Annotated in this window: 24 protein-coding genes; 15 read left to right on the forward strand and 9 right to left on the reverse strand. The window is 73.6% G+C overall.

Features of this window, described 5'->3' with window-relative positions; genetic code table 11:
- Positions 1 to 126 precede the first annotated feature (126 nt).
- Genes J3P41_RS15240 through J3P41_RS15260 form a run of 5 tightly spaced genes read left to right on the forward strand, consistent with a single transcriptional unit; the run spans position 127 to position 5,171 of the window.
- Positions 127 to 1,182 carry an ABC transporter substrate-binding protein gene (locus tag J3P41_RS15240; protein WP_210651197.1) on the forward strand — a complete coding sequence of 352 codons (1,056 nt, stop codon included), beginning with the start codon at positions 127 to 129 and terminating at the stop codon, positions 1,180 to 1,182.
- Positions 1,179 to 2,015 carry an ABC transporter permease gene (locus J3P41_RS15245; protein WP_210651198.1) on the forward strand — a complete coding sequence of 279 codons (837 nt, stop codon included), beginning with the start codon at positions 1,179 to 1,181 and terminating at the stop codon, positions 2,013 to 2,015. Before J3P41_RS15240 ends, J3P41_RS15245 begins: the two co-directional genes overlap by 4 nt.
- The gene (locus J3P41_RS15250) at positions 1,991 to 2,776 is read left to right on the forward strand and encodes an ABC transporter ATP-binding protein (RefSeq protein ID WP_210651199.1); all 786 of its coding nucleotides are present in this window, start codon (positions 1,991 to 1,993) and stop codon (positions 2,774 to 2,776) included. Before J3P41_RS15245 ends, J3P41_RS15250 begins: the two co-directional genes overlap by 25 nt.
- A complete protein-coding gene (locus tag J3P41_RS15255) occupies positions 2,773 to 4,122 on the forward strand; it encodes an LLM class flavin-dependent oxidoreductase (RefSeq protein WP_210651200.1) in 1,350 nt (449 codons plus the stop codon). Before J3P41_RS15250 ends, J3P41_RS15255 begins: the two co-directional genes overlap by 4 nt.
- Positions 4,119 to 5,171: an aldo/keto reductase gene (locus J3P41_RS15260; RefSeq protein WP_210651201.1), complete on the forward strand. Its 1,053-nt coding sequence runs from the start codon at positions 4,119 to 4,121 to the stop codon at positions 5,169 to 5,171. Before J3P41_RS15255 ends, J3P41_RS15260 begins: the two co-directional genes overlap by 4 nt.
- Before the next feature lie 29 nt (positions 5,172 to 5,200).
- Here J3P41_RS15260 and J3P41_RS15265 read toward each other — a convergent pair whose 3' ends face one another.
- Entirely contained in the window at positions 5,201 to 6,583 is a 1,383-nt protein-coding gene (locus J3P41_RS15265; protein WP_210651202.1) for an MFS transporter, read from the reverse strand.
- A 75-nt stretch (positions 6,584 to 6,658) separates the two neighbouring features.
- Here J3P41_RS15265 and J3P41_RS15270 point away from each other — a divergent pair, with 75 nt between their 5' ends.
- A complete protein-coding gene (locus J3P41_RS15270; protein WP_210651203.1) occupies positions 6,659 to 7,693 on the forward strand; it encodes an LLM class flavin-dependent oxidoreductase in 1,035 nt (344 codons plus the stop codon).
- 18 nt (positions 7,694 to 7,711) lie between these two features.
- On the opposite strand, the gene J3P41_RS15275 is transcribed toward J3P41_RS15270, so the two are convergent.
- The 4 genes from J3P41_RS15275 to J3P41_RS19345 form a co-directional block, all read right to left on the reverse strand.
- Positions 7,712 to 10,126, reverse strand: a complete 2,415-nt coding sequence (locus J3P41_RS15275) for an ABC transporter permease (protein ID WP_210651204.1) — start codon at positions 10,124 to 10,126, stop codon at positions 7,712 to 7,714.
- Positions 10,126 to 10,872, reverse strand: a complete 747-nt coding sequence (locus tag J3P41_RS15280) for an ABC transporter ATP-binding protein (protein WP_210651205.1) — start codon at positions 10,870 to 10,872, stop codon at positions 10,126 to 10,128. The genes J3P41_RS15275 and J3P41_RS15280 overlap by 1 nt, the downstream gene beginning before the upstream one ends.
- A gap of 304 nt (positions 10,873 to 11,176) precedes the next feature.
- Entirely contained in the window at positions 11,177 to 11,842 is a 666-nt protein-coding gene (locus J3P41_RS15285; protein WP_210651206.1) for a response regulator transcription factor, read from the reverse strand.
- Positions 11,839 to 12,981, reverse strand: coding sequence for a sensor histidine kinase (locus J3P41_RS19345; protein WP_210651207.1), 1,143 nt, complete (start codon positions 12,979 to 12,981; stop codon positions 11,839 to 11,841). Before J3P41_RS19345 ends, J3P41_RS15285 begins: the two co-directional genes overlap by 4 nt.
- A 92-nt stretch (positions 12,982 to 13,073) precedes the next feature.
- Here J3P41_RS19345 and J3P41_RS15295 point away from each other — a divergent pair, with 92 nt between their 5' ends.
- The 5 genes from J3P41_RS15295 to J3P41_RS15315 are packed head-to-tail and all read left to right on the forward strand — an operon-like array spanning position 13,074 to position 15,936.
- Positions 13,074 to 13,232, forward strand: coding sequence for a hypothetical protein (locus tag J3P41_RS15295; RefSeq protein ID WP_210651208.1), 159 nt, complete (start codon positions 13,074 to 13,076; stop codon positions 13,230 to 13,232).
- Positions 13,225 to 13,689 carry a RidA family protein gene (locus J3P41_RS15300; RefSeq protein WP_307862021.1) on the forward strand — a complete coding sequence of 155 codons (465 nt, stop codon included), beginning with the start codon at positions 13,225 to 13,227 and terminating at the stop codon, positions 13,687 to 13,689. The genes J3P41_RS15295 and J3P41_RS15300 overlap by 8 nt, the downstream gene beginning before the upstream one ends.
- Before the next feature lie 4 nt (positions 13,690 to 13,693).
- Positions 13,694 to 14,563, forward strand: coding sequence for an NUDIX hydrolase (locus tag J3P41_RS15305; protein ID WP_210651209.1), 870 nt, complete (start codon positions 13,694 to 13,696; stop codon positions 14,561 to 14,563).
- Positions 14,560 to 15,360, forward strand: coding sequence for an MBL fold metallo-hydrolase (locus J3P41_RS15310; RefSeq protein WP_210651210.1), 801 nt, complete (start codon positions 14,560 to 14,562; stop codon positions 15,358 to 15,360). The genes J3P41_RS15305 and J3P41_RS15310 overlap by 4 nt, the downstream gene beginning before the upstream one ends.
- Before the next feature lie 39 nt (positions 15,361 to 15,399).
- Positions 15,400 to 15,936 carry a TIGR03086 family metal-binding protein gene (locus J3P41_RS15315; protein ID WP_210651211.1) on the forward strand — a complete coding sequence of 179 codons (537 nt, stop codon included), beginning with the start codon at positions 15,400 to 15,402 and terminating at the stop codon, positions 15,934 to 15,936.
- A gap of 129 nt (positions 15,937 to 16,065) precedes the next feature.
- On the opposite strand, the gene J3P41_RS15320 is transcribed toward J3P41_RS15315, so the two are convergent.
- From J3P41_RS15320 to J3P41_RS15330, 3 genes are all read right to left on the reverse strand, one after another.
- Positions 16,066 to 17,328, reverse strand: a complete 1,263-nt coding sequence (locus tag J3P41_RS15320; protein WP_210651212.1) for a hypothetical protein — start codon at positions 17,326 to 17,328, stop codon at positions 16,066 to 16,068.
- On the reverse strand, positions 17,325 to 17,816 hold the full coding sequence (locus J3P41_RS15325) for a SigE family RNA polymerase sigma factor (protein WP_210651213.1): 492 nt from the start codon (positions 17,814 to 17,816) through the stop codon (positions 17,325 to 17,327). Before J3P41_RS15325 ends, J3P41_RS15320 begins: the two co-directional genes overlap by 4 nt.
- A gap of 69 nt (positions 17,817 to 17,885) precedes the next feature.
- Complete coding sequence (locus tag J3P41_RS15330) at positions 17,886 to 18,563, reverse strand: Crp/Fnr family transcriptional regulator (RefSeq protein WP_210651214.1); 678 nt, start codon at positions 18,561 to 18,563, stop codon at positions 17,886 to 17,888.
- A gap of 151 nt (positions 18,564 to 18,714) precedes the next feature.
- On the opposite strand from J3P41_RS15330, the gene nth reads away from it, so the two are divergent.
- The 4 genes from nth to J3P41_RS15350 are packed head-to-tail and all read left to right on the forward strand — an operon-like array spanning position 18,715 to position 21,952.
- Complete coding sequence (nth, locus tag J3P41_RS15335; RefSeq protein WP_307862022.1) at positions 18,715 to 19,431, forward strand: endonuclease III; 717 nt, start codon at positions 18,715 to 18,717, stop codon at positions 19,429 to 19,431.
- A complete protein-coding gene (locus tag J3P41_RS15340) occupies positions 19,428 to 20,036 on the forward strand; it encodes a TlpA disulfide reductase family protein (protein WP_210651215.1) in 609 nt (202 codons plus the stop codon). Before nth ends, J3P41_RS15340 begins: the two co-directional genes overlap by 4 nt.
- Positions 20,033 to 20,773 (forward strand): CoA pyrophosphatase, encoded by a 741-nt coding sequence (locus tag J3P41_RS15345; protein WP_210651216.1) that lies wholly within the window; start codon positions 20,033 to 20,035, stop codon positions 20,771 to 20,773. The genes J3P41_RS15340 and J3P41_RS15345 overlap by 4 nt, the downstream gene beginning before the upstream one ends.
- A 3-nt stretch (positions 20,774 to 20,776) precedes the next feature.
- On the forward strand, positions 20,777 to 21,952 hold the full coding sequence (locus J3P41_RS15350; RefSeq protein WP_210651217.1) for a MarP family serine protease: 1,176 nt from the start codon (positions 20,777 to 20,779) through the stop codon (positions 21,950 to 21,952).
- A gap of 18 nt (positions 21,953 to 21,970) precedes the next feature.
- Here J3P41_RS15350 and J3P41_RS15355 read toward each other — a convergent pair whose 3' ends face one another.
- Positions 21,971 to 22,375: a phage holin family protein gene (locus tag J3P41_RS15355; protein ID WP_210651218.1), complete on the reverse strand. Its 405-nt coding sequence runs from the start codon at positions 22,373 to 22,375 to the stop codon at positions 21,971 to 21,973.
- Positions 22,376 to 22,441: the final 66 nt, after the last annotated feature.

The following is a 22,441-nucleotide window of genomic DNA, read 5'->3' on the forward strand; positions in this document are numbered from 1 at the left end:
GCGCGCCCCAGCCCGGGAGGGCGCCGCCTGACAGGCGCGGACTGCAAGGCAGAATCATGCGTCCATTGTGGTGTAAGTACACCAAAACACTGTACTTTGAGTCGCACCCGATGAAGGAGAATGTTGATGGCACGACGAGGGCTCTTGCGCCCCCTGACCCACGCCGCCCTGCTGACGACCGTCGGCCTGGTGGCTCTCACCGGCTGCGGCGGAGCCGAGGCCGGCCCCAAGCTGGCGCTGAGCGCCGCCCTGCCCGACGCGCCCGCGGACGGCACCGTCCTGCGCGTCGGTGACCCCGCCACCCAGGTCGCCCTCGAGACGTCCGGGCTCATCGACGAGCTCGACGTGGACGTCGAGTGGGCCAACATCACCGGCGGCCCCAAGACGCTGGAGGCGTTCCGCGCCGACGCGATCGACATCGGCTCGGTCGCCGACATCCCGCCGCTGTTCGCCCACTGGACCGGCACCGACGTCCGCATCGTCGCCGCCCGCGAGACGGTCGACCCGATGGAGCACCCGACCTACGAGCTCGGCATCGCGCCGGGCGTGGACGTGGAGAGCATCGAGGACATCGAGGGCAAGAAGGTCGCCTACAGCCCCGGCCAGGCGCAGGGGGCGCTCGTCCTCAACGTGCTGCGCGAGGCGGGCCTGTCCCAGGACGACGTCGAGCTCGTGGAGATGCAGAGCGTCGACGACGCGTTCTCGGTCGCGCTGGCCGGCAACCAGGTCGACGTCGCTCCCTTGGGCCAGGCGCTGGTGAAGACCTACCTCGCCAAGTACGAGCAGGACGGCGCCAGCACCATCGCCCCGGGCGTGCGCGACGACGCCTGGACCCTGTACGCGCCGACCGAGGTGCTCGAGGACGCCGACAAGGCCGCGGCCGTCAAGGAGTACGTCGGCCTGTGGGCGCAGGCGCAGCAGTGGATCTCGGACCACCCCGAGGAGTTCGCGGAGGCGTACTACGTCGACCACGAGGGCCTCTCGCCCGAGGACGCCCAGTACGTCGTGGAGGCCCTCGGCGAGTTCACCGTGCCGACCAGCTGGGACGAGTTCATCGCCCGGCACCAGGAGACCGTCGACACCCTCGTCGAGGCCCAGGACCAGGAGCCGCTCGACGTCGAGACGCTCTACGACCGACGCTTCGAGAAGGCCATCGCGGCCGCCGTGGAGGGGTCGCAGTGACGACGCTGACCGCTCCCACCCGCCCGGTCGCGGCGGCCGAGGACGTACGCCCCACCCGCCGACGGCTCGGCCCCGGCGAGCCCATCCGCTTCGGCGGGCTGATCGGCATCGCCGCGCTGCTCGGCGCCTGGGTGGTCGGCTCGGCCACCGGGCTGCTCGACCCGCGGACGCTCACCGAGCCGTGGACCGTCGTGGAGACCGCCGGCACGCTCGTCGAGAACGGCCGGCTCCAGGAGAGCCTGCTGACCTCGGGCGTCCGGGCCGCCCTCGGCCTGGGTCTCGGCGTCGCCGTCGGCACCGTGCTGGCGCTCGTGTCGGGACTCTCCCGCATCGGCGAGTCGCTCATCGACGGCCCGATCCAGGTCAAGCGCTCCATCCCGACCCTGGCGCTGATCCCGCTGCTGATCCTGTGGCTGGGCATCGGCGAGCCGATGAAGATCATCACGATCGCGCTGGCCGTCTTCGTGCCCGTCTACATCCACACCCACAACGGCCTGCGCACCATCGAGGGCCGCTACGCCGAGCTCGCCGAGACGCTCGGCGTCACACGGGGCGAGTTCGTCCGCCACGTGGTGCTGCCCGGTGCGATGCCCGGCTTCCTGCTCGGCATGCGCTTCGCGGTGACCTCGTCCCTGCTGGCGCTGGTGGTCGTCGAGGTCATCAACGCGACGAGCGGGATCGGCCACATGATCACGCTCGCGTCCAACTACGGACAGACCGACATCATCGTCGTCGGCCTGGTCGTCTACGCGCTGCTCGGCGTCACCGCCGACGCGGCGGTCCGCTTCATCGAGAGGAAGGCACTGTCATGGCGTCGTACGCTGGCGAGCTGAGCCCCGCGGTCCGGGTGAGGTCCCTGCACCGCAGCTTCAACGAGGCGGGCGGCGTGCTCAACGGCCTCGACCTCGACATCGCGCCCGGCGAGTTCGTGGCCCTGCTGGGCCGCAGCGGCTCCGGCAAGAGCACGCTGCTCCGGGCCCTGGCCGGGCTCGACCGCGGCGTGGCCGGGACCGGTCGCATCGAGGTCCCCGACAAGGTGTCGGTGGTGTTCCAGGACTCGCGGCTGCTGCCGTGGAAGCGCGTCCTCGACAACGTCACCCTCGGCCTGCGGTCCGACGACGCGGCGCAGCGCGGCACCCAGGCGCTCGCCGAGGTCGGCCTGGCCGGCCGTGAGCGGGCGTGGCCGCACGAGCTGTCCGGCGGCGAGCAGCAGCGGGCCTCCCTGGCCCGCTCGCTGGTGCGCGACCCCCAGCTCCTGCTCGCCGACGAGCCGTTCGGCGCGCTGGACGCGCTGACCCGCATCCGCATGCACACCCTGCTGCGGCGGCTCTGCGAGGTGCACCAGCCGGCGGTGCTGCTGGTCACCCACGACGTCGACGAGGCGATCGTGCTGGCCGACCGGGTCATCGTGCTCGACGGCGGCGTCGTGCGCCATGACGCACACATCGACCTCGGCACCCGGCGCTCCCAGGCGGACCCCGCCTTCGCGCGACTGCGCGCCCTGCTGCTCGCCGAGCTGGGCGTCGAGGACGACCACGACGCCGCGCCGGGCCGTCACGCCGATCCCCGCCTGGACGAGAGGGCCGCCTCGTGACGCGATCGCTGCACCTCAACCTGTTCATCTATCCCGACGGCCACCACGAGGCGGCCTGGCGCCACCCGGACAGCCAGACCGAGCGCATCCTCGACATCTCCTACTACCAGGGGCTGGCCCAGCGTGCGGAGGCGGCGAAGTTCGACGCGGTCTTCTTCGCCGACGGGCCGTCGCTGGCCGAGAACATCCGGTACGCCGCCCGATTCCGGCTCGAGCCGATCACCGTGATGACCGCGATCGTCGCGGCGACCGAGCGCATCGGCGTGATCGGCACCGCGTCGACGACGTACACCGAGCCCTACAACCTGGCGCGCCAGTTCGCCTCGCTCGACCACCTCAGCGGGGGCCGGGCCGGGTGGAACATCGTGACCACGGGGGCGGCCGACGCCGCCCTCAACTTCGGCCTGGACGCCCACCCGCTGCACCGCGACCGCTACGCGCGGGCCGAGGAGTACCTCGACGTGGTCACCAAGCTCTGGGACAGTTGGGAGGACGACGCGGTCGTCGCCGACCGCGAGAGCGGGATCTTCGCCGACACCGCCAAGATCCACCGCGTCGACCACGTCGGTGACCACTTCCGCGTCCGCGGGCCGCTCAACGCGCCCCGCTCGCCCCAAGGCCGCCCGGTGTACGTGCAGGCCGGGTCGTCGGAGGACGGCCGGGCGTTCGCGGCCCGGTGGGCCGAGGCGATCTTCACCGCGCACCAGACCCTCGGCTCCGCGCAGGAGTTCTACGCCGACATCAAGTCCCGGGCGCGTGCCCAGGGCCGCGACCCCCGCGGGCTCAAGGTGCTCCCGGGCATCAGCCCGTTCATCGGCTCGACCGCCCAGGAGGCCGAGGACCTGCACGAGCAGTTCAACGACCTCACGCAGCCGGAGTACTCCCTGGCCCAGCTGCACCGGCTCACCGGCGTCGACCTGTCGTCGTGCGACCTCGACGCGCCGTTCCCCCGCGAGGTGATCGACGAGGACGTCGAGCGCAGCGAGGGCAGCCGCTTCCGGCTCGTGCTCGACATCGTCGATCGCGAGCAGCCCACCCTGCGCCAGCTGTGCCACCGCCTCGCCGGCGCGCGCGGGCACCGGGTCGTCACCGGCACGCCCGACCAGATCGCCGACACCATCCAGGAGTGGGCCGAGCACGGCGCCGCCGACGGGTTCAACGTGATGCCACCCTGGCTGCCCGGCGGCATCGAGGTGTTTCTCGACGAGGTCGTGCCGATCCTGCGCGAGCGCGGCCTGTTCCGCACGGAGTACGCCGGCCGCACCCTGCGCGACCACCTCGGCCTCGAGCGTCCGGCCAGCCAGTACGCCCCCATCGACCAGCACGACGAGTTGGAGACAGCATGAGCGCGACCTACGAGCACCACCGCCCTCTCGGCCGCACCGGCGTCCAGGTCAGCCCGCTGACCCTCGGCGCGATGATGTTCGGCGCCTGGGGCAACACCGACCACGACGAGTCGATCGCGATCATCCACCGTGCGCTCGACGCCGGGATCAACGTCATCGACACCGCCGACGTCTACGCCCGAGGCGAGTCGGAGGAGATCGTCGGCAAGGCGCTGAAGGCTCGGGCGGGGAGCCGCGACGACGTCGTCCTGGCCACCAAGTTCCACGGCGCCATGCACGACGAGGACCCCAACCGGGCCGGCAACTCGCGCCGCTGGATCGTCCGCGCCGTGGAGGATTCGCTGCGCCGCCTGCAGACCGACCACATCGACCTCTACCAGGTGCACCGGCCGCGACCCGAGGTCGACCTCGACGAGACGCTCGGCGCGCTCACCGACCTGGTGCGGCAGGGCAAGGTGCGCTACATCGGCACCTCCACCTTCCTGCCCTCGCAGGTCGTCGAGGCGCAGTGGGTGGCCGAGCGGCGCCAGCGTGAGCGGCCGGTCACCGAGCAGCCGCCGTACTCGATCCTGGCGCGCGAGGTAGAGCGGGACATCCTACCGACCGCCCAGAGGTACGGCCTCGGTGTGCTGCCGTGGAGCCCGCTGGCGGGCGGGTGGCTCTCGGGCCGCTACCGCCGCGGTGAGGAGCCACAGGTCACCTCCAGCCGGCTGCGCCGCCAGCCGGCACGCCACGACCCGGCGAGCCCGGAGAACCGGGTGAAGCTGGAGGCGGTGCACCAGCTGCAGGACCTGGCCGACGAGGCCGGCCTGTCGCTGATCCACCTAGCGCTGGGGTTCGTGCTCGCCCACCCGGCGGTGTCCTCGGCGATCATCGGACCGCGGACCCTCGAGCAGCTCGAGTCGCAGCTCGGTGTCGAGAAGGTGCTGCTGCCCGCCGACGTGCTGGACCGGATCGACGAGATCGTCCCGCCCGGCACGACGCTCAACGAGGCGGACCGGGGTTACGCACCGCCGGCCCTCGTCGAGGCGGCGCTCCGGCGTCGCTGAGCGTCCGCCGCCTGGTCCCGCGGGGAGGATCAGGCGGCGGGCCTCGCCGCGCGCGCTGCCACCAGCACGCCGAGGACCCCGATGGCCACCGCGAGCGCGTAGACGGCGGGGAACGGGTCGAGATCGGCGCGCTCGGCCGAGGCGTACGCGATGCCGCTCACCGACAGGGCGAGGGCGGCGCCCAGCGAGTCGGCGACCGTGAGGGCGGAGGAGTTGAAGCCGCGGTCCTCGTCGGTCGTGGCGGCCAGCATCGCGACGCCCGTGCGGGGGTAGGCGAAGCCCATGCCGACGCTGGCCAGGACGTACGCCGCCACCGGTGCCGCGGCCGGCACGGCGGTGCCGCCCGAGCGCAGCCAGACCAGCACCGCGATGCCGGTCAGGCCGAGCAGGACGACCGCGGTGCCGAAGCGCAGCGCGGTCCCGTTGGACACCCGCTCGCCGAGGCGCGAGGAGACCTGGCTCGCGCTCGCCCACACCACGCCCACGCAGGTCAGCGCGATGCCGGCCTGGCCGGGTGTGAGGTCCCAGCGCTCCTGCAGGACGTAGACGATGTAGGCCTCGGCGCAGAAGAACGAGGCGGCCAGCAGGCCGCGGGTGGCGATGACCGACGGAAGTCCGCGGCCCCCGCTGAGCGTCCCCGGCGGCAGCAGCGGCCGCAGGCCGACGACGACGAGCACGAAGGCCCCGGCCGCCGCGAGGAGGGTGAGGCCGGTGCCGGAGCCGAGGAGCTCGAGCGCCAGCACGGCGCCGGCGGCCAGGACCGCCCAGCCGAGGCGGGCCGGGGAGGCCGAGCCCGGGTCCTCGGGGACCGGCTGCCGGCGCGCGGTGCCGGTGACGAGCGCCGCCGCGACCGCGACCAGCACCACGATGCCGAGGAACACCCAGCGCCAGCCGAGGGCGTGGGCCACGAACGCGGCCACGCCGGGGCCGAAGAGCGCGGGCAGCACCCACGCCGCGGCGAACGACGCGAACACCGCGCCCTGGAGGCGGGCGGGGTAGACCAGGCCGACGAGCACGTAGGCGACCACGATCATCGCGCCGCTGCCGACGCCCTGCACGACGCGACCGAGGACGAAGACCTCCATCGCCGGAGCCGTGCCGCAGACCAGGAGCCCGAGCGAGAAGGTGGCCAGCGAGGCCAGCAGCGGCTGGAGCGGACCCCGGCGGTCGGTCCACATGCCGGCGGCGACCATGCCGACGACGCCGCTGGCGAAGGGCGCGGCGAAGGCGAGGGCGTACAGGTCGAAGCCGTCGAGGCCGCGCGCGACGGTCGGCATCACGGTGGTGACGGCCATCGACTCGAAGGCGGCGAAGACGATGAGCGAGAACAGGCCGATCGTCGTGGTCGCGTAGGCCGGTGAGAGCAGCCGCTCGCGCGGCGCGCCCGTGTCGGGAGTGGTGCTGCTGGTCACCGGCACGACGGTAGGACCTCGGGCGCGCGGGAGGTCAATCGGAATAACCGTGACGTCGGCGACGCTGGGCAGACAGTGACCGCTCTCTCCGTGCTCGACCTCGTGCCCGTCCGCAGCGACCAGACGACCGGTGACGCCGTCGCCGCCTCGCGCCGGCTGGCGCAGGTGGCCGACGAGCTCGGCTATCGCCGCTACTGGGTCGCGGAGCACCACAACATGCCGGCGGTCGCGGCCACCAACCCGCCGGTCCTCATCGCCATGCTCGCCGCGGCGACCACGCGCATCCGCCTGGGCTCGGGCGGCGTGATGCTGCCGAACCATGCACCGCTCGTCGTGGCCGAGCAGTTCGCGCTGCTCGAGGCCGCCTTCCCCGGCCGCATCGACCTGGGCATCGGTCGTGCGCCCGGCACCGACCCGCTGACGAGGTACGTCCTGCGCGGCGGCAGCGCCGAGTCCGCCGACGAGGCGGTGAGCAAGTTCCCCGACTACGTCGAGGACATCCGCACGCTGATGACCAGCGACGGCGTGGAGCTGCAGGTCGGCCCGCGCCGCCAGCCGCTGCGCGCCACGCCGTCCGCGCGCAGCGTCGCCGACATCTGGCTGCTCGGGTCCTCGGACTACTCCGCGCGCCTGGCCGCCGAGAAGGGCCTGCCCTACGTCTTCGCCCACCACTTCTCCGGCGAGGGCACCGGCGTCGCGCTCGAGCTCTACCGCTCGTCGTACCAGCCCTCCCCGGAGTACCCCGAGCCGCGCACCTTCCTCACCGTCAACGCCGTCGTGGCCGAGACCGAGGAGGAGGCGCGCCGTCAGGCGCTGCCCAACGTGCAGCAGATGATCGCGCTGCGCACCGGCGCCCCGCTGCACCCCCAGCGGCTGGTCGAGGAGGCCGAGGCGGCGGAGATGACCGCCGACCAGCGCGCCTTCGGCCACGCCATGGCGGGTCGCTGGGTGGTCGGCTCGGCCGAGCAGGCCCGCGCCCAGCTCGCGGACCTGGCGGCGACGTACGGCGTCGACGAGGTGATGGTGCACCCGGTGGCGGGCGCCCACGCCGGCACCGACGCCACGACCTCCCCCAACCGCGAGACCACGCTGCGCCTGCTCGCCGGTTGAGCAGGCGCAGCGCGTCGCTCAGTCGAGCGCCAGCCCCGCCGCGGGCGTGACCCGGGCTGCCCGGCGGGCCGGGACGACGCACGCGGCCAACCCGGCCAGCGCCGCCACCACGGCGACCCCGGCCACCTGCAGCACCGGCACGGTCAGGTCCGCGTCGTCGACGACCGTCCCGAGCAGGACCTGCACGCCGACCCAGGCGAACGCCAGCCCCAGCGCCGTGCCCATCACGGTCGCGACCGCCGAGAGCAGCAGGCCCTCGGTCGCCAGCGCCCGGCGCAGCTGCGTGCGCGTCAGGCCCATCGCCCGCAGCAGCGCGTTCTCGCGCGTCCGCTCGAGGACCGAGAGGCCCAGCGTGTTGGCGATGCCGACCAGCGCGATGACGATGGCGATCGCCAGCAGGCCGACGACCGAGCCGGTGAGGATGTCGACCTGCAGGTCGACCCAGGCGCGCTGGCTGTACCCGCTCTCCAGGCCCGCCCCCGAGGCGCCGGCCAGCGCCGCCAGGTCGCCTTGCAGGTCCTCGGCGTCGGCGCCGTCGACCGCGCGCACCCACACCGCCGTCGGCTGCGGGTCGGCGTCCAGCGCGGCGAGCGTGCTCGTCGACACCAGCCCCGCCCGGCCCCAGCCGGTCGCCGGCTTCACCTGGAGCGTCCGCTCCCGCCCCGCGACCGTGACGGTCACCTCGCGGTCCTCCCACACCCGGTCGGCGCGCCCGGCCGGCAGCTCGTCGATCACCGAGTAGGGAAGCCACACCACACCGTCGCGGGGTGCGAAGTCGTTGGGCCCTCGCACCACGCCCGGACGTGCCGACACACCAGCCAGCGGAACCTCGACCTCACCGATGAGGGCCGTCGTACCGTCCAGCGTCGCGACGTCCGCGACGCCCTCGACACCGGCCACCCGGTCCGCCAGGTCGGCCTCGAGCGGGTCGTCGGCGGCCGTGATCGTCGCGTCGATGGGGTGCGACAGGTCCATCTCCCGGTCCAGCTCGGTGCGCGAGGAGGCCAGGCCGGTGAGCACCGCGGTGGTCAGCGTGACGCCGACCAGCAGCGACGCGGCCGTGGTCGCCGTACGCCGCGGGTTGCGCACCGCGTTGCCGGTCGCCAGCCGCCGCACCGGACCCGCCCCCAGCAAGCGGCCTCCGAGCCTGATGAGCGCGGGGACCAGCAGCGGGCCGAGCAGCAGCACGCCGACGAAGGTCGCCGTGCCGCCCACGAGCATCACCGGCAGGGCCTCGGTGGCCACGGAGAAGGCGAGGGCCAGGCAGCCGCCGACGAGGAGGACGCCCGCCGCGGCGAGCCGCCAGCGACCGGCCGCGGAGCGTACGTCGACGCCCGTGTCGGGCCGCAGGGCCGCCAGCGGAGCGACGCGGGTGGCCGAGCGGGTCGGCAGCCATGCCGCCACCAGGGTGACGAGCACGCCGACCGTGAGGGCCGCGCCCGTCCACAGCGGGTCGATCGCCGCCGGGCCCATGTCGGCGAACCACTGCGCCACGAGCGCCACGAGGCCGTAGCCCAGCACGGTGCCGAGGACCAGGCCGAGGACCGAGGCGACGACCCCCAGGGCCAGCGCCTCCAGGCGCACGGCGCGTCGCAGCTGGCGGCGGGTGACGCCGACGCAGCGGAGCAGGGCGAAGTCGCGCAGCCGCTGGGCGAACAGGATCGCGAAGGTGTTGGCGATGACCATCACGGCGACGAAGAGCGCAATGGCGACGAAGAGCAGCGCCATCACCGCCAGGACGTCGACGCCCTGGGAGATCTCCGCCTGGCGGGCGGCGACCCAGTCGTCGGCGGCCTCGACGGACGCGTCCGGGGCGACCTCACGGGCGAGCTCCTCACTGCCGCCCCACGCCAGCGACTCGATCCACAACGTGTCGCGGAAGCCTTCGAGCACCTCCCACGGGACGTACAGCGAGGCGCCGAAGGCCGCGGGGCTGTCGACCATCCCGACGACCTCGACGTCCACGGCCGCCTCGCCGGCGCCGACCCGGACGACGTCGCCGATCGCGACGCCGGTGCTCTTGGCCGCGTTGACGTCGGCCAACGCCTCGCCTGCCGCCGTCGGGAAGCGGCCGTCCTCGAGCTGCTGCCACTGCATGGCCGGGTCGAGCGACGCCTCGGCGATGTCGGCCGATGCCGCCAGCTGCACCCCGTCGCGGCTGACCGGCTCCATGGCGTAGCCGAGGGTCAGCGCGGGCACCCCGTCCTCGGCGGCCGCGTCGACGAGGCGGCCCACGTCGCGCGGGGCGCCGATCGTCACGACGTGGTCGACCGCTGCGACGGGTGCACCCACATCGGCGGTCAGGCCGGCGCGCGTCGCCCCGGTCAGCATGCCGGTGACGACGACGAACGCGACGCCGATCGCCACCGCGAGCGCCGCGGCGACGTACCGGCGTGTGTGGTGGCGCAGCGACGCCAGCAGCACCCCGCGCATCAGGCGCTCCGCCCGCGCAGCGCGGCGACGAGCCGGTCCTGGCCGGGGTCGGTCAGGTGGGCGGTGACGACGCCGTCGTGGATCACGACCACGTCGTCGGCGTACGCCGCCGCGTCGAGCTCGTGGGTCACCATCACGACCGTCATGCCGAGCTCGCGCACGGAGCGCCGCAGGTGTCCGAGCACCTCGGCGCTCGCCTCGCTGTCGAGGTTGCCGGTGGGCTCGTCGGCGAAGACGATGTCGGGCTGCGTGACCAGCGCGCGGGCGATCGCGACCCGCTGCTGCTGGCCGCCGGAGAGCTGGCTGGGCAGGTGGCCGAGCCGGTCGGCGAGGCCGAGCACGCCGACGACCTGGTCGTAGCGCTCGCGGTCGACCCGTCGTCCGGCGAGCTCCAGGGGGAGCAGGATGTTCTGGCTGGCGGTCAGCATCGGGAGCAGGTTGAAGGCCTGGAACACGAACCCGATGTGCTCGCGGCGGAAGAGCGTCAGGGCGGTGTCGTCGAGCCCGGCGAGGTCGCGCCCGGCCACGGTGACAGTGCCCGAGGTGGCGGCGTCGAGGCCCGCGAGGCAGTGCATGAGCGTGGACTTGCCCGAGCCGCTCGGGCCCATGATGGCGGTGAACCGGCCGGCCGGGAGGTCGAGGTCGATGCCGCGCAGCGCGTGGACCGCGCCCTCGCCCTCGCCGTAGGTGCGGGTCAGGCCACGCGCGCTGGCCGCCGTGGCCGTGTTCTGGAGTGTCGTCGTCATGGGGACAACGCTCGTCCACCGCGGCCCGCCGATCGTCCGTCCCGGGCACGGACCGGACGTCCGTCCGGGGGCCGACCTCGCGCGCCGTCGTACGACCTGGGGAGGACGGGGCTGGGTGCGGGGCGGGGCGCGTGCAGGGCTGCGTGCAGCGATCCCCGGCTAGCCGGGGAAACTCGAGGTTACTGGCCGAAACTTCGGGGGTGAGGCTCCAGTTTCCCCGGCTCGCCGGGGATTGCCACCGGGTCCCCGAGCACCGGGGCCCGGGTCCCCTGTCCCCGTAGCCCCGAGGCCCAGAGACTCGACGCTACGGCGAGACCAGGCCCGACTCGTAGCCGAGCACCACGAGCTGTACGCGGTCGCGCGAGCCGGTCTTGGCCAGGATCCGCCCGACGTGGGTCTTCACCGTGGTCTCCGCGACGACGAGGCGGTCGGCGATCTCGGTGTTGCTCAGCCCGCGGGCGATGAGCGTCAGCACCTCGATCTCACGCTCGGTCAGCGGAGCCAGCCGGTCGTCGCCGGTCGCGGGGGCGCCGGGGTCGGGCAGTGCCGCGAAGTGGTCGAGCAGCCGGCGCGTGGTGCTCGGCGCGACCACCGCGTCGCCGGCCTGCACCGCGCGGATCGCGCCCAGCAGGTCGGGCGGTGCGGCGTCCTTGAGCAGGAACGCGGAGGCGCCGGCGCGGATCGCGGCGAAGGCGTACTCGTCGAGGTCGAAGGTGGTCAGCACGATCACCCGCGGTGGGGCCGGCGCCGCGAGCAGCCGCCGGGTGGTCTCGACGCCGTCCAGGCGCGGCATGCGGACGTCCATCAGCACCACGTCGGCCGTGGTGACGGCGAGCCGCTCGAGCGCCTCGCCGCCGTCGCCGGCCTCGCCGACGACGACCATGTCGTCCTGGCTCTCCACGAGCATCCGGAAGCCGGCGCGCACCATCTGCTGGTCGTCGACGAGGAAGACGCGGATCGGCTCGTTCACAGCGGCAGCCTCGCAGACACCACGAACCCGCCGCCCGCGGCGGGCCCCGCCTCGAGGGTGCCGCCGTGGGCGGCCGCTCGCTCGCGCATCCCGACCAGACCCAGGCCGCGTCCATCGGAGGGCGCGGCCGCGCCCCGTCCGTCGTCGCGCACCTCCACCTCCACCGCGCGCCCGACGCTCACGCGCACCTGCACGGCCGCGGACGGGCCGGCGTGCTTGCGGACGTTGGTGAGTGCCTCCTGCACGATGCGGTACGCCGCGAGCGCGACGCCGTCCGGTACGTCCGGCAGCTCCTCGGGCAGCTCGGCCTCCACGCGCGTCCCCGCGGCGCGGGCCTCCTCGACGAGGTGGCGTACGTCGTCCAGCCCCGGCTGCGGCGCGACCCCGGTCTCGCCGTCGCGGAGCAGCCCCAGCAGCCGCCGCATCTCGGTGAGCGCCCCGCGGCCGGTGCTCGAGATCGTCTCGAGGGTGCCGACCGCGACGTCGGGGTCCTTGGCTGCGGCGTAGCGCGCCCCGTCGGCCTGGATGACGATCACCGAGAGGCCGTGCGCCACCACGTCGTGCATCTCGCGCGCGATCCTCGACCGCTCGTCGCGGGCGGCCAGCTCGACCTCGCGCTCGGCCATCCGCTCGGCCTGCTCGGCGCGCGCGACGAGCGAGTCGACGTACCTCTCCCGCTGCTGCGCGCCGAAGCCGATCGCCCACGCCGCGGTGACGATGGCGCCGATGGTCACCAGGTAGGGGACCAGCGAGCTCGCGTCGAGGGCGCCGAACCCCACCAGCCAGCGCACGGCCGCCACGACCGCGCCGGCGTAGCCGACCAGCAGGGCGCAGATGCCCTGCCAGCGCGGCGACCAGCGGGCGACGGAGTAGACGGCGACCGGAAACGCGAGCTGGCCGGCGATGGGCTCGTCGACCACGACAGCCTGGGCTGCACTGGCGACCGCGACGGCCAGGAAGGCGGGCCAGGCGTGCCTGCGACGCCACAGCAGCGGCAGCACCTCGAGCACGGTGAACAGCGCGGGCACGGGCTGTCCGCCTGCCACGTGGGCGAGGGCGAGGAGCAGCAGCCCGGCGACCAGCAGCCGGTCGAGCCAGCGCCGGCCGCCGGGGCCGAGGCGCCACGGGTGCTGGTCCATGGGGCGGACGATAGACCGCGCGACGCGGGCGTGGCGTCAGACCGCGGGAGGACGTCGGGTCGTGCGCGTCGGACCCGAGTAGGGTGCGAGCCATGACCAAGTGGGAATACCAGGTGGCGCCGATTCCGCTCCACAACGAAGCGCTCATGCTCAACAACTTCGGCCAGGACGGCTGGGAGCTGGTGGCCATCCACACCAACGCCCAGGGTGGTCTCGTGGCGTTCCTCAAGCGTCCTGCGCAGGGTGCCTGACGTGGGCGCCGAGGCGCGGCTCGCCGAGCTCGGCATCACGGTCCCCGAGGTGGTCCCGCCGGTGGCGGCCTACCAGCCCACCGCCCGCACCGGGAACCTCGTCTTCACCGCCGGGCAGCTGCCCGCGCGTGACGGCGAGATGATCGCGGTCGGCAAGGTCGGCGGCGAGGTCACCGAGGAGCAGGGCTACGAGTGCGCGCGCCAGTGCGCCCTCAACGCGCTCGCCGCGGTCAAGGCCGAGATCGGCTCCCTCGACGACGTCAAGCGCGTCGTCAAGGTCGTCGTCTTCGTCGCCTCGACGAGCGACTTCACCGGCCAGCCCAAGGTCGCCAACGGCGCCTCCGAGCTGCTGGGCGAGGTGTTCGGCGAGGCCGGCAAGCACGCCCGGTCCGCGGTCGGCGTGCCCGTCCTGCCGCTGGACGTGCCGGTCGAGGTCGAGATCATCGTCGAGGTCTGAGTCCGTGACCGGTGCGCAGCGCCTGCCGCTCCCCGCGGCGCTGGTCGCTCAGGCCCGGGCGTACGCCGACGGCGGCGCCGCGCCCGCCGAGCCTCGGGACGCGGCCACGGTCGTGCTGCTGCGCGACGGCCCGACCGGTCCCGAGGTGTACCTGCTGCGCCGCCAGGGCTCGATGGCCTTCGCCGGAGGGATGTGCGTCTTCCCCGGCGGCGGTGTCGACCGGCGTGACTTCGACGACGAGCTGGTCGACCGCGGGCTGTGGGCCGGTCCGTCGCCGCGCGAGTGGGCTGCGCGGCTCGGCTGTGAGGAGCCGCAGGCGCGCGCGCTGGTGTGCGCGGCCGTGCGGGAGACCTTCGAGGAGTCCGGGGTGCTGCTCGCCGGCCCCGGGCCCGCCGAGGTGGTCGCGGACACGACGGCGGCCGACTGGGAGGCTGACCGGGTCGCCCTCGAGTCGCGCGAGCTGTCACTGACCGCCTTCCTCGAGAAGCGCTCGCTCGTCCTGCGCACCGACCTGCTCGGGGCGTGGTCGGGCTGGCTGACCCCGGTCTTCGAGCCCCGTCGCTACCGCACCTGGTTCTTCGTCGCCCGCCTGCCCGAGGGACAGCTCACCCGCGACGTCTCCTCCGAGTCGTCCTCGGTCACCTGGCTGCCCGCGGCCGAGGCCGTGGACCAGGTCGAGCGGGGCGAGATCTCGATGCTGCCGCCGACGTGGCTGACCTGCCTCGAGGTCGCCCAGCACGCCGGTGCCGCCGGCGTGCTGGCCGCGGCCGGCGGGCGCACGGTCGAGATGTTCATGCCGGAGGTCGTCGCCGACGGCGGCGACTTCATCCTGTCCACCCCCGCCCGCTACGCCGCCCTGGTCGACGCCCGATGAGCGACGAAGGCTGGTCCGGCGGCTCGTTCGGTGCCACCGGCACCTGCGTGCTCGCTCCCAACGCCGACGTCATGACCCTCGACGGCACCAACACCTGGGTCCTGCGCGATCCCGACTCCGCGCGCTCGGTCGTCGTCGACCCGGGGCCGGCGATCACCGCCCACCTCGACGCGATCGACGCGGCCGCCGGCGACGTCGCCGTGGTGCTGCTGACGCACCACCACGCCGACCACAGCGAGGCCGCGCGGGAGTACGCCGAGCGGCACGGGTGCGGCGTACGCGCCCTCGACCCGCGCTACCGGCTCGGCTCCGAGGGCCTGGTGGAGGGCGACGTCGTCGCCGTGGGCGGCCTCGAGGTGCACGTGGTCGCGACCCCCGGCCACACCTCGGACTCGCTGTCCTTCGTGGTGCCGCAGGACCGGGCGGTGCTGACCGGCGACACGGTGCTCGGACGCGGCACGACCGTGGTGGCGCACCCCGACGGCCAGCTCGGCGCCTACCTGTCCTCGCTGCAGCGGCTGCACGCGCTGTGCGGCGAGCAGGGCATCACGACCGTGTGGCCGGGCCACGGACCGGTGATCGACGACGCCCTCGGCGCGCTGGACTTCTACCTCGCGCACCGCCGCCAGCGGCTCGACCAGGTGCGCTCGGCCGTGGCGACCCTGGCGGCGGGCCCGCCGCCCGACGACCTCGCGCGTGCCGTCGTGGAGATCGTGTACGCCGACGTCGACCCGGTGCTCTGGGGCGCGGCGGAGCTGTCGGTGCGCGCGCAGATGGCGTACCTCTCCACCACCTAGGGACTTGCGCCTGTCGGCGCCGGGCGGTGGGGTGGTGACATGAGTGAACTCCCGCGCCCCGTGCTCGTCCTGTCCCGTGCCCTCGACCAGGCTCGAGCGGCGCTCACGACACTCGACGCCGCCGACCTGGACCTGCCGACGCACTGCGGTGACTGGAGCGTGCGCGACCTCGTCGGACACCTCGTCGCCTCGCCCGGCAACTTCTTGCTGATGGGCCGCGGCGAGGAGGTCGACTGGGACGCCGTGCCGGACGTCGCCGAGGGCCAGTGGGCGGCGTACTTCAAAGCCGACGCCGACCGGCTCGTCGAGCACTGGTCGCTCCGCCCGCAGGAGGAGGCGGGGATGGCCGACATGCAGAGCGCCGAGATCGGCGTCCACACGTGGGACCTCCTGCACGCGACCGGCCACAGCATGCCGCTGGACCCCGAGGTCGCCGAGCGCGGGCTGGCGTTCCTCCAGCAGGGCCTCACCGACGAGAACCGGTCCGGTGCCTTCGGGCCGGCGGTCGAGGTCGGCGAGGACGCGACGCCGTACGACCGGCTGGTGGCCTTCGCCGGGCGCGACCCGCGCGCCTGACGCCGCTCCCGGCGGCCGTTTCTGGGGCCGTTTCTCGCATCGGGCCGCGGAGACGCGCGGACAATGGTCGGACCGGCGTGGTTCGGTCACGCTCGGACGGCGCCTCGCAGCGGGGTGAGGTCCGCGCGTCTACGGCCTGAGTCGGCGCCAGAGCCGGCGCAGCCCCAGAAGTACGGCGATCGCCGCGGCCACGCCGAGCCCGATGATCCACGAGAAGTCGCGCTCGTCCTCCGTCCGCTCGCCGAAGTCGTGGGTCAGCTGCTGCCAGCTCGTCCCGTCCAGGTCAGGGACCAGGTCGACGGCCAGGCTGACCCGCCCGGCGATGCTCGCGTCGATCGAGCCGACCGAACGTCGCCACGTGCTCGTCTCGCCGACCTCCGGGGTCGCGACGACGAGCTCCGCGGGCGAGTCCTCGTCGGACCAGACCTGTAGGAGCTGGTGCCTCACGTCAAGCCACCCCAGTGGTATCACCGCACCTCGGTCGAACGTCGCATCGGGGAAGGGGTGCTCCACGATCGTCCTGCCCGCCCACCGGAAGGTGCGGGACGCGGTGCCGGGCGAGGTGCGGAGGGCGAGCATCGCGCCGTCCGGGGAGAAGGCCCCGGCGCCCACCTGATCGGCGTCGCTGAGCTGCGCCGGCCTGCCGCGGTCGTCGAACGAGAACAGACCGCCGGAGGCCCTGCTGAAGACGAGCCCGGCATCGCTGCGGACCGCGACGCCGGGGACGTTCCCCCTCACGAACCAGTTGTCGTCCAGCACGGCGAACACGGGGCGCAGCCGTCCAACGTACGCGCCTCCCTCGGTGTCGCCGAGCCAGGCCAGCCACACGGAGTCCGGCGACCACGAGAGCTCGCGAAGCGCCAGATCGCCGTCGGGGTGCACCTGGTGGCGGGTGATGCCTCCGGTCATCAGCTCCAGGACCGCGATCGTGGCCTGACCCGAGTCCTGGTCGTGCCAGGCCAGGCGGGTCCCGTCGGGCGACAGGGACAGCCCCTGGTTGCCGGTGCCCCAGCCCGGCAGCGCGAGTCGGTGCGGCACCCCGTCCATCGCGGTGATGACCACCGGATCGTCCTGAGACGCCGAGATGAACGCTGCGGAGGCTCGCCCGACCGCCAGGTCGGTGGTCGCTTCGAGGCCGCCGTCGATGTCGACGATCCGGCTCGGGATCGCGCCGCCCTCGACCACGTCGGTCGACGCCGTGCGCGCCTCGCGGTCCGGCGCGAGCAGCGTCCCGAGTCCGACGACGAGGGCGACGACGGCCAGCACGGCAGCCCCGCGCAGCGCGTGGTCGCGCCGGCGGGCGCGGCGACCGCGGTCCCACGCGGACGGGTCGGGGGAGAAGGGGTGTGTCTCGGCGAGGGCGGAGAGCTCCTCGCGCAGCCTCGCGGTCATGCGTCTGCCTCCACCAGGTCGGCGAGCTCGGGGGCGAGGACGCGCAGCCGCCGGAGCGCCTGCCGCGCCATGGACTTGACCGCGCCGCTGGAGATGCCCAGCGCCTCGGCCGTCTGGACCTCGGTGAGGTCCTCGAAGTAGCGCAGCACCAGCACCGTGCGCTGCCGCGAGGTGAGCCGGCGCAGCGCCTGCTCGAGGGTCAGCCGCAGCGTCGGGTCGTGCGCCGCCACCGGCTCGTCGTACGCCCCGAGCGGGGACTCGACGAGCCTGCGGCGGCGCCACCAGGAGATGTTCTGGTGGTACATCGAGCGCCGGACGTAGGCCTCGGGCGAGGTCTCGATGCGCTCCCAGCGTCGCGCGGCCTCGACCAGCGCAGCCTGCACGAGGTCCTCGGCGAGGTGGTGGTCACCGGTGAGGAGGTACGCCGTGCGCGCGAGGGCTGGTCCGCGCGCGCGGACGAAGTCGTCGAACCCGGACCGGTCGGCCATCTGCCACCCCCTTCACCACCCATGACGCACGCAGGCGTCACCGCGGGGGTCAGCAGGCGGAAGGAATGTTCAGCGCGCCCGGCGCGAGAGCCGCTCGAGGTCCATGATCACCACGGAGCGGGGCTCGAGGCGCAGCCAGCCGCGGGAGGCGAAGTCGGCGAGCGCCTTGTTGACCGTCTCGCGGGAGGCGCCGACCAGCTGGGCGAGCTCCTCCTGGGTGAGGTCATGGTGGACGTGGACGCCGTCGTCGGCGGTCCGGCCGAAGCGGTCGGCGAGGTCGAGCAGCGCCTTGGCGACGCGGCCCGGGACGTCGGAGAAGACGAGGTCGGCGACGACGTCGTTGGACTTGCGCAGCCGCGAGGCGAGCTGGGAGAGCAGGCCGCGGGCGACCTGCGGGCGTCCCTCGAGCCAGCGCAGCAGGTCGTCGTGGGACAGCGAGGCGAAGGACGCGTCGGTGACCGCGGTGACGGTCGCGGAGCGGGGGCCGGGGTCGAACAACGACAGCTCGCCGAACATCTGGCCGGGGCCCATGATCGCGAGGAGGTTCTCGCGGCCGTCGGAGGAGGAGCGGCCGAGCTTCACCTTGCCCTCGGTCACGATGTACAGCTTGTCGCCGGAGTCGCCCTCGTGGAACAGGACGTCGCCTCGTCGCAGCGTGGTCTCGGCCATCGAGCCGCCCAGAGCGGTCGCCGCCTCGTCGTCCAGCGAGCTGAACAGCGGTGCCTGCCGCAGCACGTCGTTGTCCACGTCAATCCTCCAAGTGAGTGCGTCCCGACGAGCCCTCGCCGATCGGGCACGATCCTAGCCGTGGTCCGGCTCACAGGGGCCATCCCGGCGAGGAGTCGGCGCGCTCGGCGTCTGTTCGAGCGGTGTCGGCGGCGGACCGTAGGCTGATCCCGTGCCCGCTCCGACCGAGACCGTCAAGCCCGACACCTCGCTGGTGCGCCGGGCGCGCAAGATCGACCGGATCCTCGCCGAGACCTATCCCGACGCCAGGGCCGAGCTCGACTTCGCCAACGCGTTCGAGTGCCTGGTCGTCACCGTGATCTCCGCGCAGACCACCGACCGCCGGGTCAACGCCGCGAGCCCTGCCCTGTTCGCGGCCTACCCGACGCCCGAGGCCATGGCCGCCGCACCGCGCGAGCACATGGAGCAGCTGCTGGGGCCCCTCGGCTTCTTCCGGCAGAAGTCCGACGCGCTGCTCAAGCTGAGCCAGGCGCTCGTCGACGACTTCGACGGCCAGGTGCCCGCCCGTCTCGACGACCTCGTGAAGCTGCCCGGTGTCGGCCGCAAGACGGCCAACGTCGTGCTCGGCAACGCGTTCGGGCTGCCCGGCATCACCGTCGACACCCACTTCGGGCGGCTGGCCCGCCGCCTGGGCTGGACGGAGGAGACCGACCCGGTGAAGGTCGAGCACGCTGTCGGCGCGCTCTTCCCCCGGCGCGACTGGACGATGCTGTCGCACCACCTCATCTGGCACGGCCGGCGCCGATGCCACGCCAAGAAGCCCGCGTGCGGCGCCTGCCCGGTGGCGCGGCTGTGCCCGTCCTTCGGCGCCGGACCCACCGACCCGGTCGAGGCGGAGAAGCTGGTCACGACGCAGGGGCCGGCGTGAGGCGCGTGGTCGTCGCGGTGCTCCTGTCCGCGGCGCTCGCGGGGTGCTCGTCCGCCGACGGCGGCTTCGACGTACGCCCTCCCGACGTCGAGGTCGACACGCCGGCGTTGCGCGAGGTCAAGGCCCGCATCGGCATGGACGACTGCGCGCCCGGCTCCGGCGAGCCGGTCACGGACGGTCTGCCCGACGTGACGTTGCCGTGCCTCGGCGGGGGACCGGACGTCGACCTGTCCTCGCTGCGCGGTCCCCTCGTGATCAACCTGTGGCAGGCCAACTGCGCGCCGTGCGAGGAGGAGATGCCGGCGCTGGAGCAGTTCCACCAGCAGCACGCCGACCGGGTCCGGGTGCTCGGTGTCGACTTCAACGACGTGCACCCCGAGGGTGCCCTCGCGCTGGCCGAGCGGACGGGCGCGACCTACCCCTCCCTCGCCGACCCCGGCGGCGCGCTGATGGCCGAGGACGCGTTCGCGGTCGGCCGTCGCGGACTGCCGGCGTTCGTCTTCGTCGACGCCGACGGCGCGGTCGTCGGCCAGACCTCCGGCGGGGTGGAGTCGGTCGACGAGGTCGAGGAGCTGGTCGCCGAGCACCTCGGGATCGACCTGTGACAGCCGGAGCCCTGCCGGGCTGGCTCGCGCCGGTCCTCGAGTCGGCCTCCACGATCACCGTCGACGAGCTCACCCGGTTCAAGCCACCGCCCGACAGCTCGCCGCGACGCGGGGCGGTGCTGATGGTCTTCGCCGACCGGGCGGCCGACCTGGCGACTCCCGACGACCTGGCGCACCGCGGTGAGCTGCTGCTCACCGAGCGGGCGCACCACATGCGCTCCCACCCCGGTCAGGTGTCCTTCCCGGGCGGTTCGATCGACGAGGGGGAGACCGCCGAGCAGGCGGCGCTGCGCGAGGCGTACGAGGAGATCGGGCTCGACCCGGCGCAGGTGGACGTGTTCGGCCAGCTGCCGGAGCTGTGGCTGCCGCCGAGCAACTTCGCGGTGACGCCGGTGCTGGGCTACTGGCGTGACCGGGGCGAGGTGAGCGTCGTCAGCCCGGACGAGGTGCACGAGATCCACCACGTCGCGATCGCCGACCTCCTCGACCCGGACAACCGGATCAGCGTGCGCCACCCCAGCGGCTGGACCGGCCCGGGGTTCCTCATCGGTCCTGACCGCGACGTGATCCTGTGGGGCTTCACCGCAGGCATCATCGCCCGGTTGTTCAGCCATCTCGGGTGGGCCCAGGACTGGGACCGGGCGCGGGTGCGTGACCTGCCCGACCACATGCTGCAGGGTGAGCCCCGGAACACCGACCTGGCGGGTCCGCCGCAGAACACCGAGCTCGAGGAGTAGCGCATGAACGTCCTCGACTGGTGCCTGGTCGCACTCGTGGGGATCTATGCCCTCTCCGGCTACTGGCAGGGCTTCATCACCGGCGCCTGCGCCACCGCCGGCCTGCTGCTCGGCGGCCTCGCCGGCATCTGGGCGGCGCCCCTGGCCCTGGGCGACGCGGCGCCGTCGCTGTGGGTGTCCCTGGGCGCGCTGTTCATCGTCATCATCTCCGCCTCCCTGGGTCAGGCGATCCTCCAGTTCGTCGGCGCCAAGGTGCGCGACCGGATCACCTGGCAGCCGATGCGGGCCGTCGACGCCGTGGGCGGCTCGGCGCTGAGCGCGGTCGCCGTCCTGCTGGTGGCGTGGGCGCTCGGCGTGGCGGTGTCCGGCACCCGCATCGGCGCCGTGACCCCGCTGGTGCGCGAGTCGGCCGTCCTGGCCAGGGTCGACCAGACGCTGCCGGCCGACTCCGGCAAGGTGCTGCAGACCTTCAACAACGTGGTGGGCACGACGTTCTTCCCCCGCTACCTCGAGCCGTTCGCGCCGGAGCGGATCGTCGCGGTCAACCCGGGCGACCCCCGCATGCTCACCGATCCGGACGTGGTCGCCGCCCAGGCCAGCGTGGTCAAGGTGCGCGGTGCCAACGGTTGCGGCAGCGGTGTCGAGGGCACCGGGTTCTTCTACGCCCCGGGCCGGCTGATGACCAACGCCCACGTCGTCGCCGGCGTCACCCGGCCCGAGGTGGAGGTCGCGGGCTCGTCGGTCGTGGCGTCCGTGGTGCTCTACGACGCCGACCTGGACATCGCCGTCCTCGCCCTGCCCGACGTCGGCGTGCCCCACCTGGCCTTCGACACCGAGGCCAAGCCGCGCGACCCGGTCGCGGTCCTCGGCTACCCCGAGGACGGCCCCTACGACGTGGAGTCCGGGCGCATCCGCTCCGAGCAGCGGCTGCGCTCACCCGACATCTACGGCGAGGGGACGGTGATCCGTCAGGTCTACTCCCTGCGTGCCCTCATCCGCCCGGGCAACTCCGGCGGCCCGATCCTCACCTCCGGCGGCGACGTGGCCGGGATGGTGTTCGCCGCCTCGGTCAGCGACCAGGACACCGGCTACGCGTTGACCGCCGCACAGGTGGCGGAGTCGGCGGCGGCAAGCGTCACGAGCGAGTCGCCGGTCGACACCGGCACCTGCGTGCGCTGAGCGGTCGCCCGGCTGGGATCAGCCGCGACCCTTGAGGGCCTGCGGGATCTGCTTGCCCTGCTCGATCGCCCGCTCGGGCGCCTTGACCTTCTTGACCTGCTTGAGGCCGACGAGGGCGAGGAGGCCGGCGAGGAGGACGTAGAGCGCGAAGACGATCAGGAACGCCCAGTGCAGGTCGAGCCCGTCGCCGTTCCAGTGGATCAGGTAGGCGATCGCGACCGACAACATGATCACGGCCAGCAGCGCGAGGAACGCCGCCGCGGCGAAGAGCCCGGCGCCGACGCCGCCGTGCTTGACGCTGACCTTCAGCTCGCTCTTGGCGAGCTGGATCTCCTTGGAGATCAAGCTGGAGATGTCTCGCTGCGCGTCCATGACGAGCTTGCCGAGCGTCGGATCGGGGTCCTGGATCGGTGCGTGCGACATGGGGTGCGGTCCTTCGGTGTACGCCGGGTGGTGCTGCGACCCTACCAACGGGGCCGTCTGTACTGT

The organism is Nocardioides sp. SYSU D00065 (assembly GCF_017916425.1).
Taxonomy (GTDB): domain Bacteria; phylum Actinomycetota; class Actinomycetes; order Propionibacteriales; family Nocardioidaceae; genus Nocardioides.

Excerpts from the sequence above, each read along its gene's own strand:
- J3P41_RS15350 (WP_210651217.1), top strand. The coding sequence starts at position 20,777 with ATGAACGTCCTCGACTGGTGCCTGGTCGCACTCGTGGGGATCTATGCC.
- J3P41_RS15310 (WP_210651210.1), top strand. The coding sequence starts at position 14,560 with ATGAGCGACGAAGGCTGGTCCGGCGGCTCGTTCGGTGCCACCGGCACC.
- J3P41_RS15250 (WP_210651199.1), top strand. The coding sequence starts at position 1,991 with ATGGCGTCGTACGCTGGCGAGCTGAGCCCCGCGGTCCGGGTGAGGTCC.
- J3P41_RS15315 (WP_210651211.1), top strand. The coding sequence starts at position 15,400 with ATGAGTGAACTCCCGCGCCCCGTGCTCGTCCTGTCCCGTGCCCTCGAC.
- J3P41_RS15240 (WP_210651197.1), top strand. The coding sequence starts at position 127 with ATGGCACGACGAGGGCTCTTGCGCCCCCTGACCCACGCCGCCCTGCTG.
- J3P41_RS15280 (WP_210651205.1), bottom strand. The coding sequence starts at position 10,872 with ATGACGACGACACTCCAGAACACGGCCACGGCGGCCAGCGCGCGTGGC.
- J3P41_RS15275 (WP_210651204.1), bottom strand. The coding sequence starts at position 10,126 with ATGCGCGGGGTGCTGCTGGCGTCGCTGCGCCACCACACACGCCGGTAC.
- J3P41_RS15320 (WP_210651212.1), bottom strand. The coding sequence starts at position 17,328 with ATGACCGCGAGGCTGCGCGAGGAGCTCTCCGCCCTCGCCGAGACACAC.
- J3P41_RS15325 (WP_210651213.1), bottom strand. The coding sequence starts at position 17,816 with ATGGCCGACCGGTCCGGGTTCGACGACTTCGTCCGCGCGCGCGGACCA.
- J3P41_RS15260 (WP_210651201.1), top strand. The coding sequence starts at position 4,119 with ATGAGCGCGACCTACGAGCACCACCGCCCTCTCGGCCGCACCGGCGTC.
- J3P41_RS19345 (WP_210651207.1), bottom strand. The coding sequence starts at position 12,981 with ATGGACCAGCACCCGTGGCGCCTCGGCCCCGGCGGCCGGCGCTGGCTC.
- J3P41_RS15355 (WP_210651218.1), bottom strand. The coding sequence starts at position 22,375 with ATGTCGCACGCACCGATCCAGGACCCCGATCCGACGCTCGGCAAGCTC.
- J3P41_RS15295 (WP_210651208.1), top strand. The coding sequence starts at position 13,074 with ATGACCAAGTGGGAATACCAGGTGGCGCCGATTCCGCTCCACAACGAA.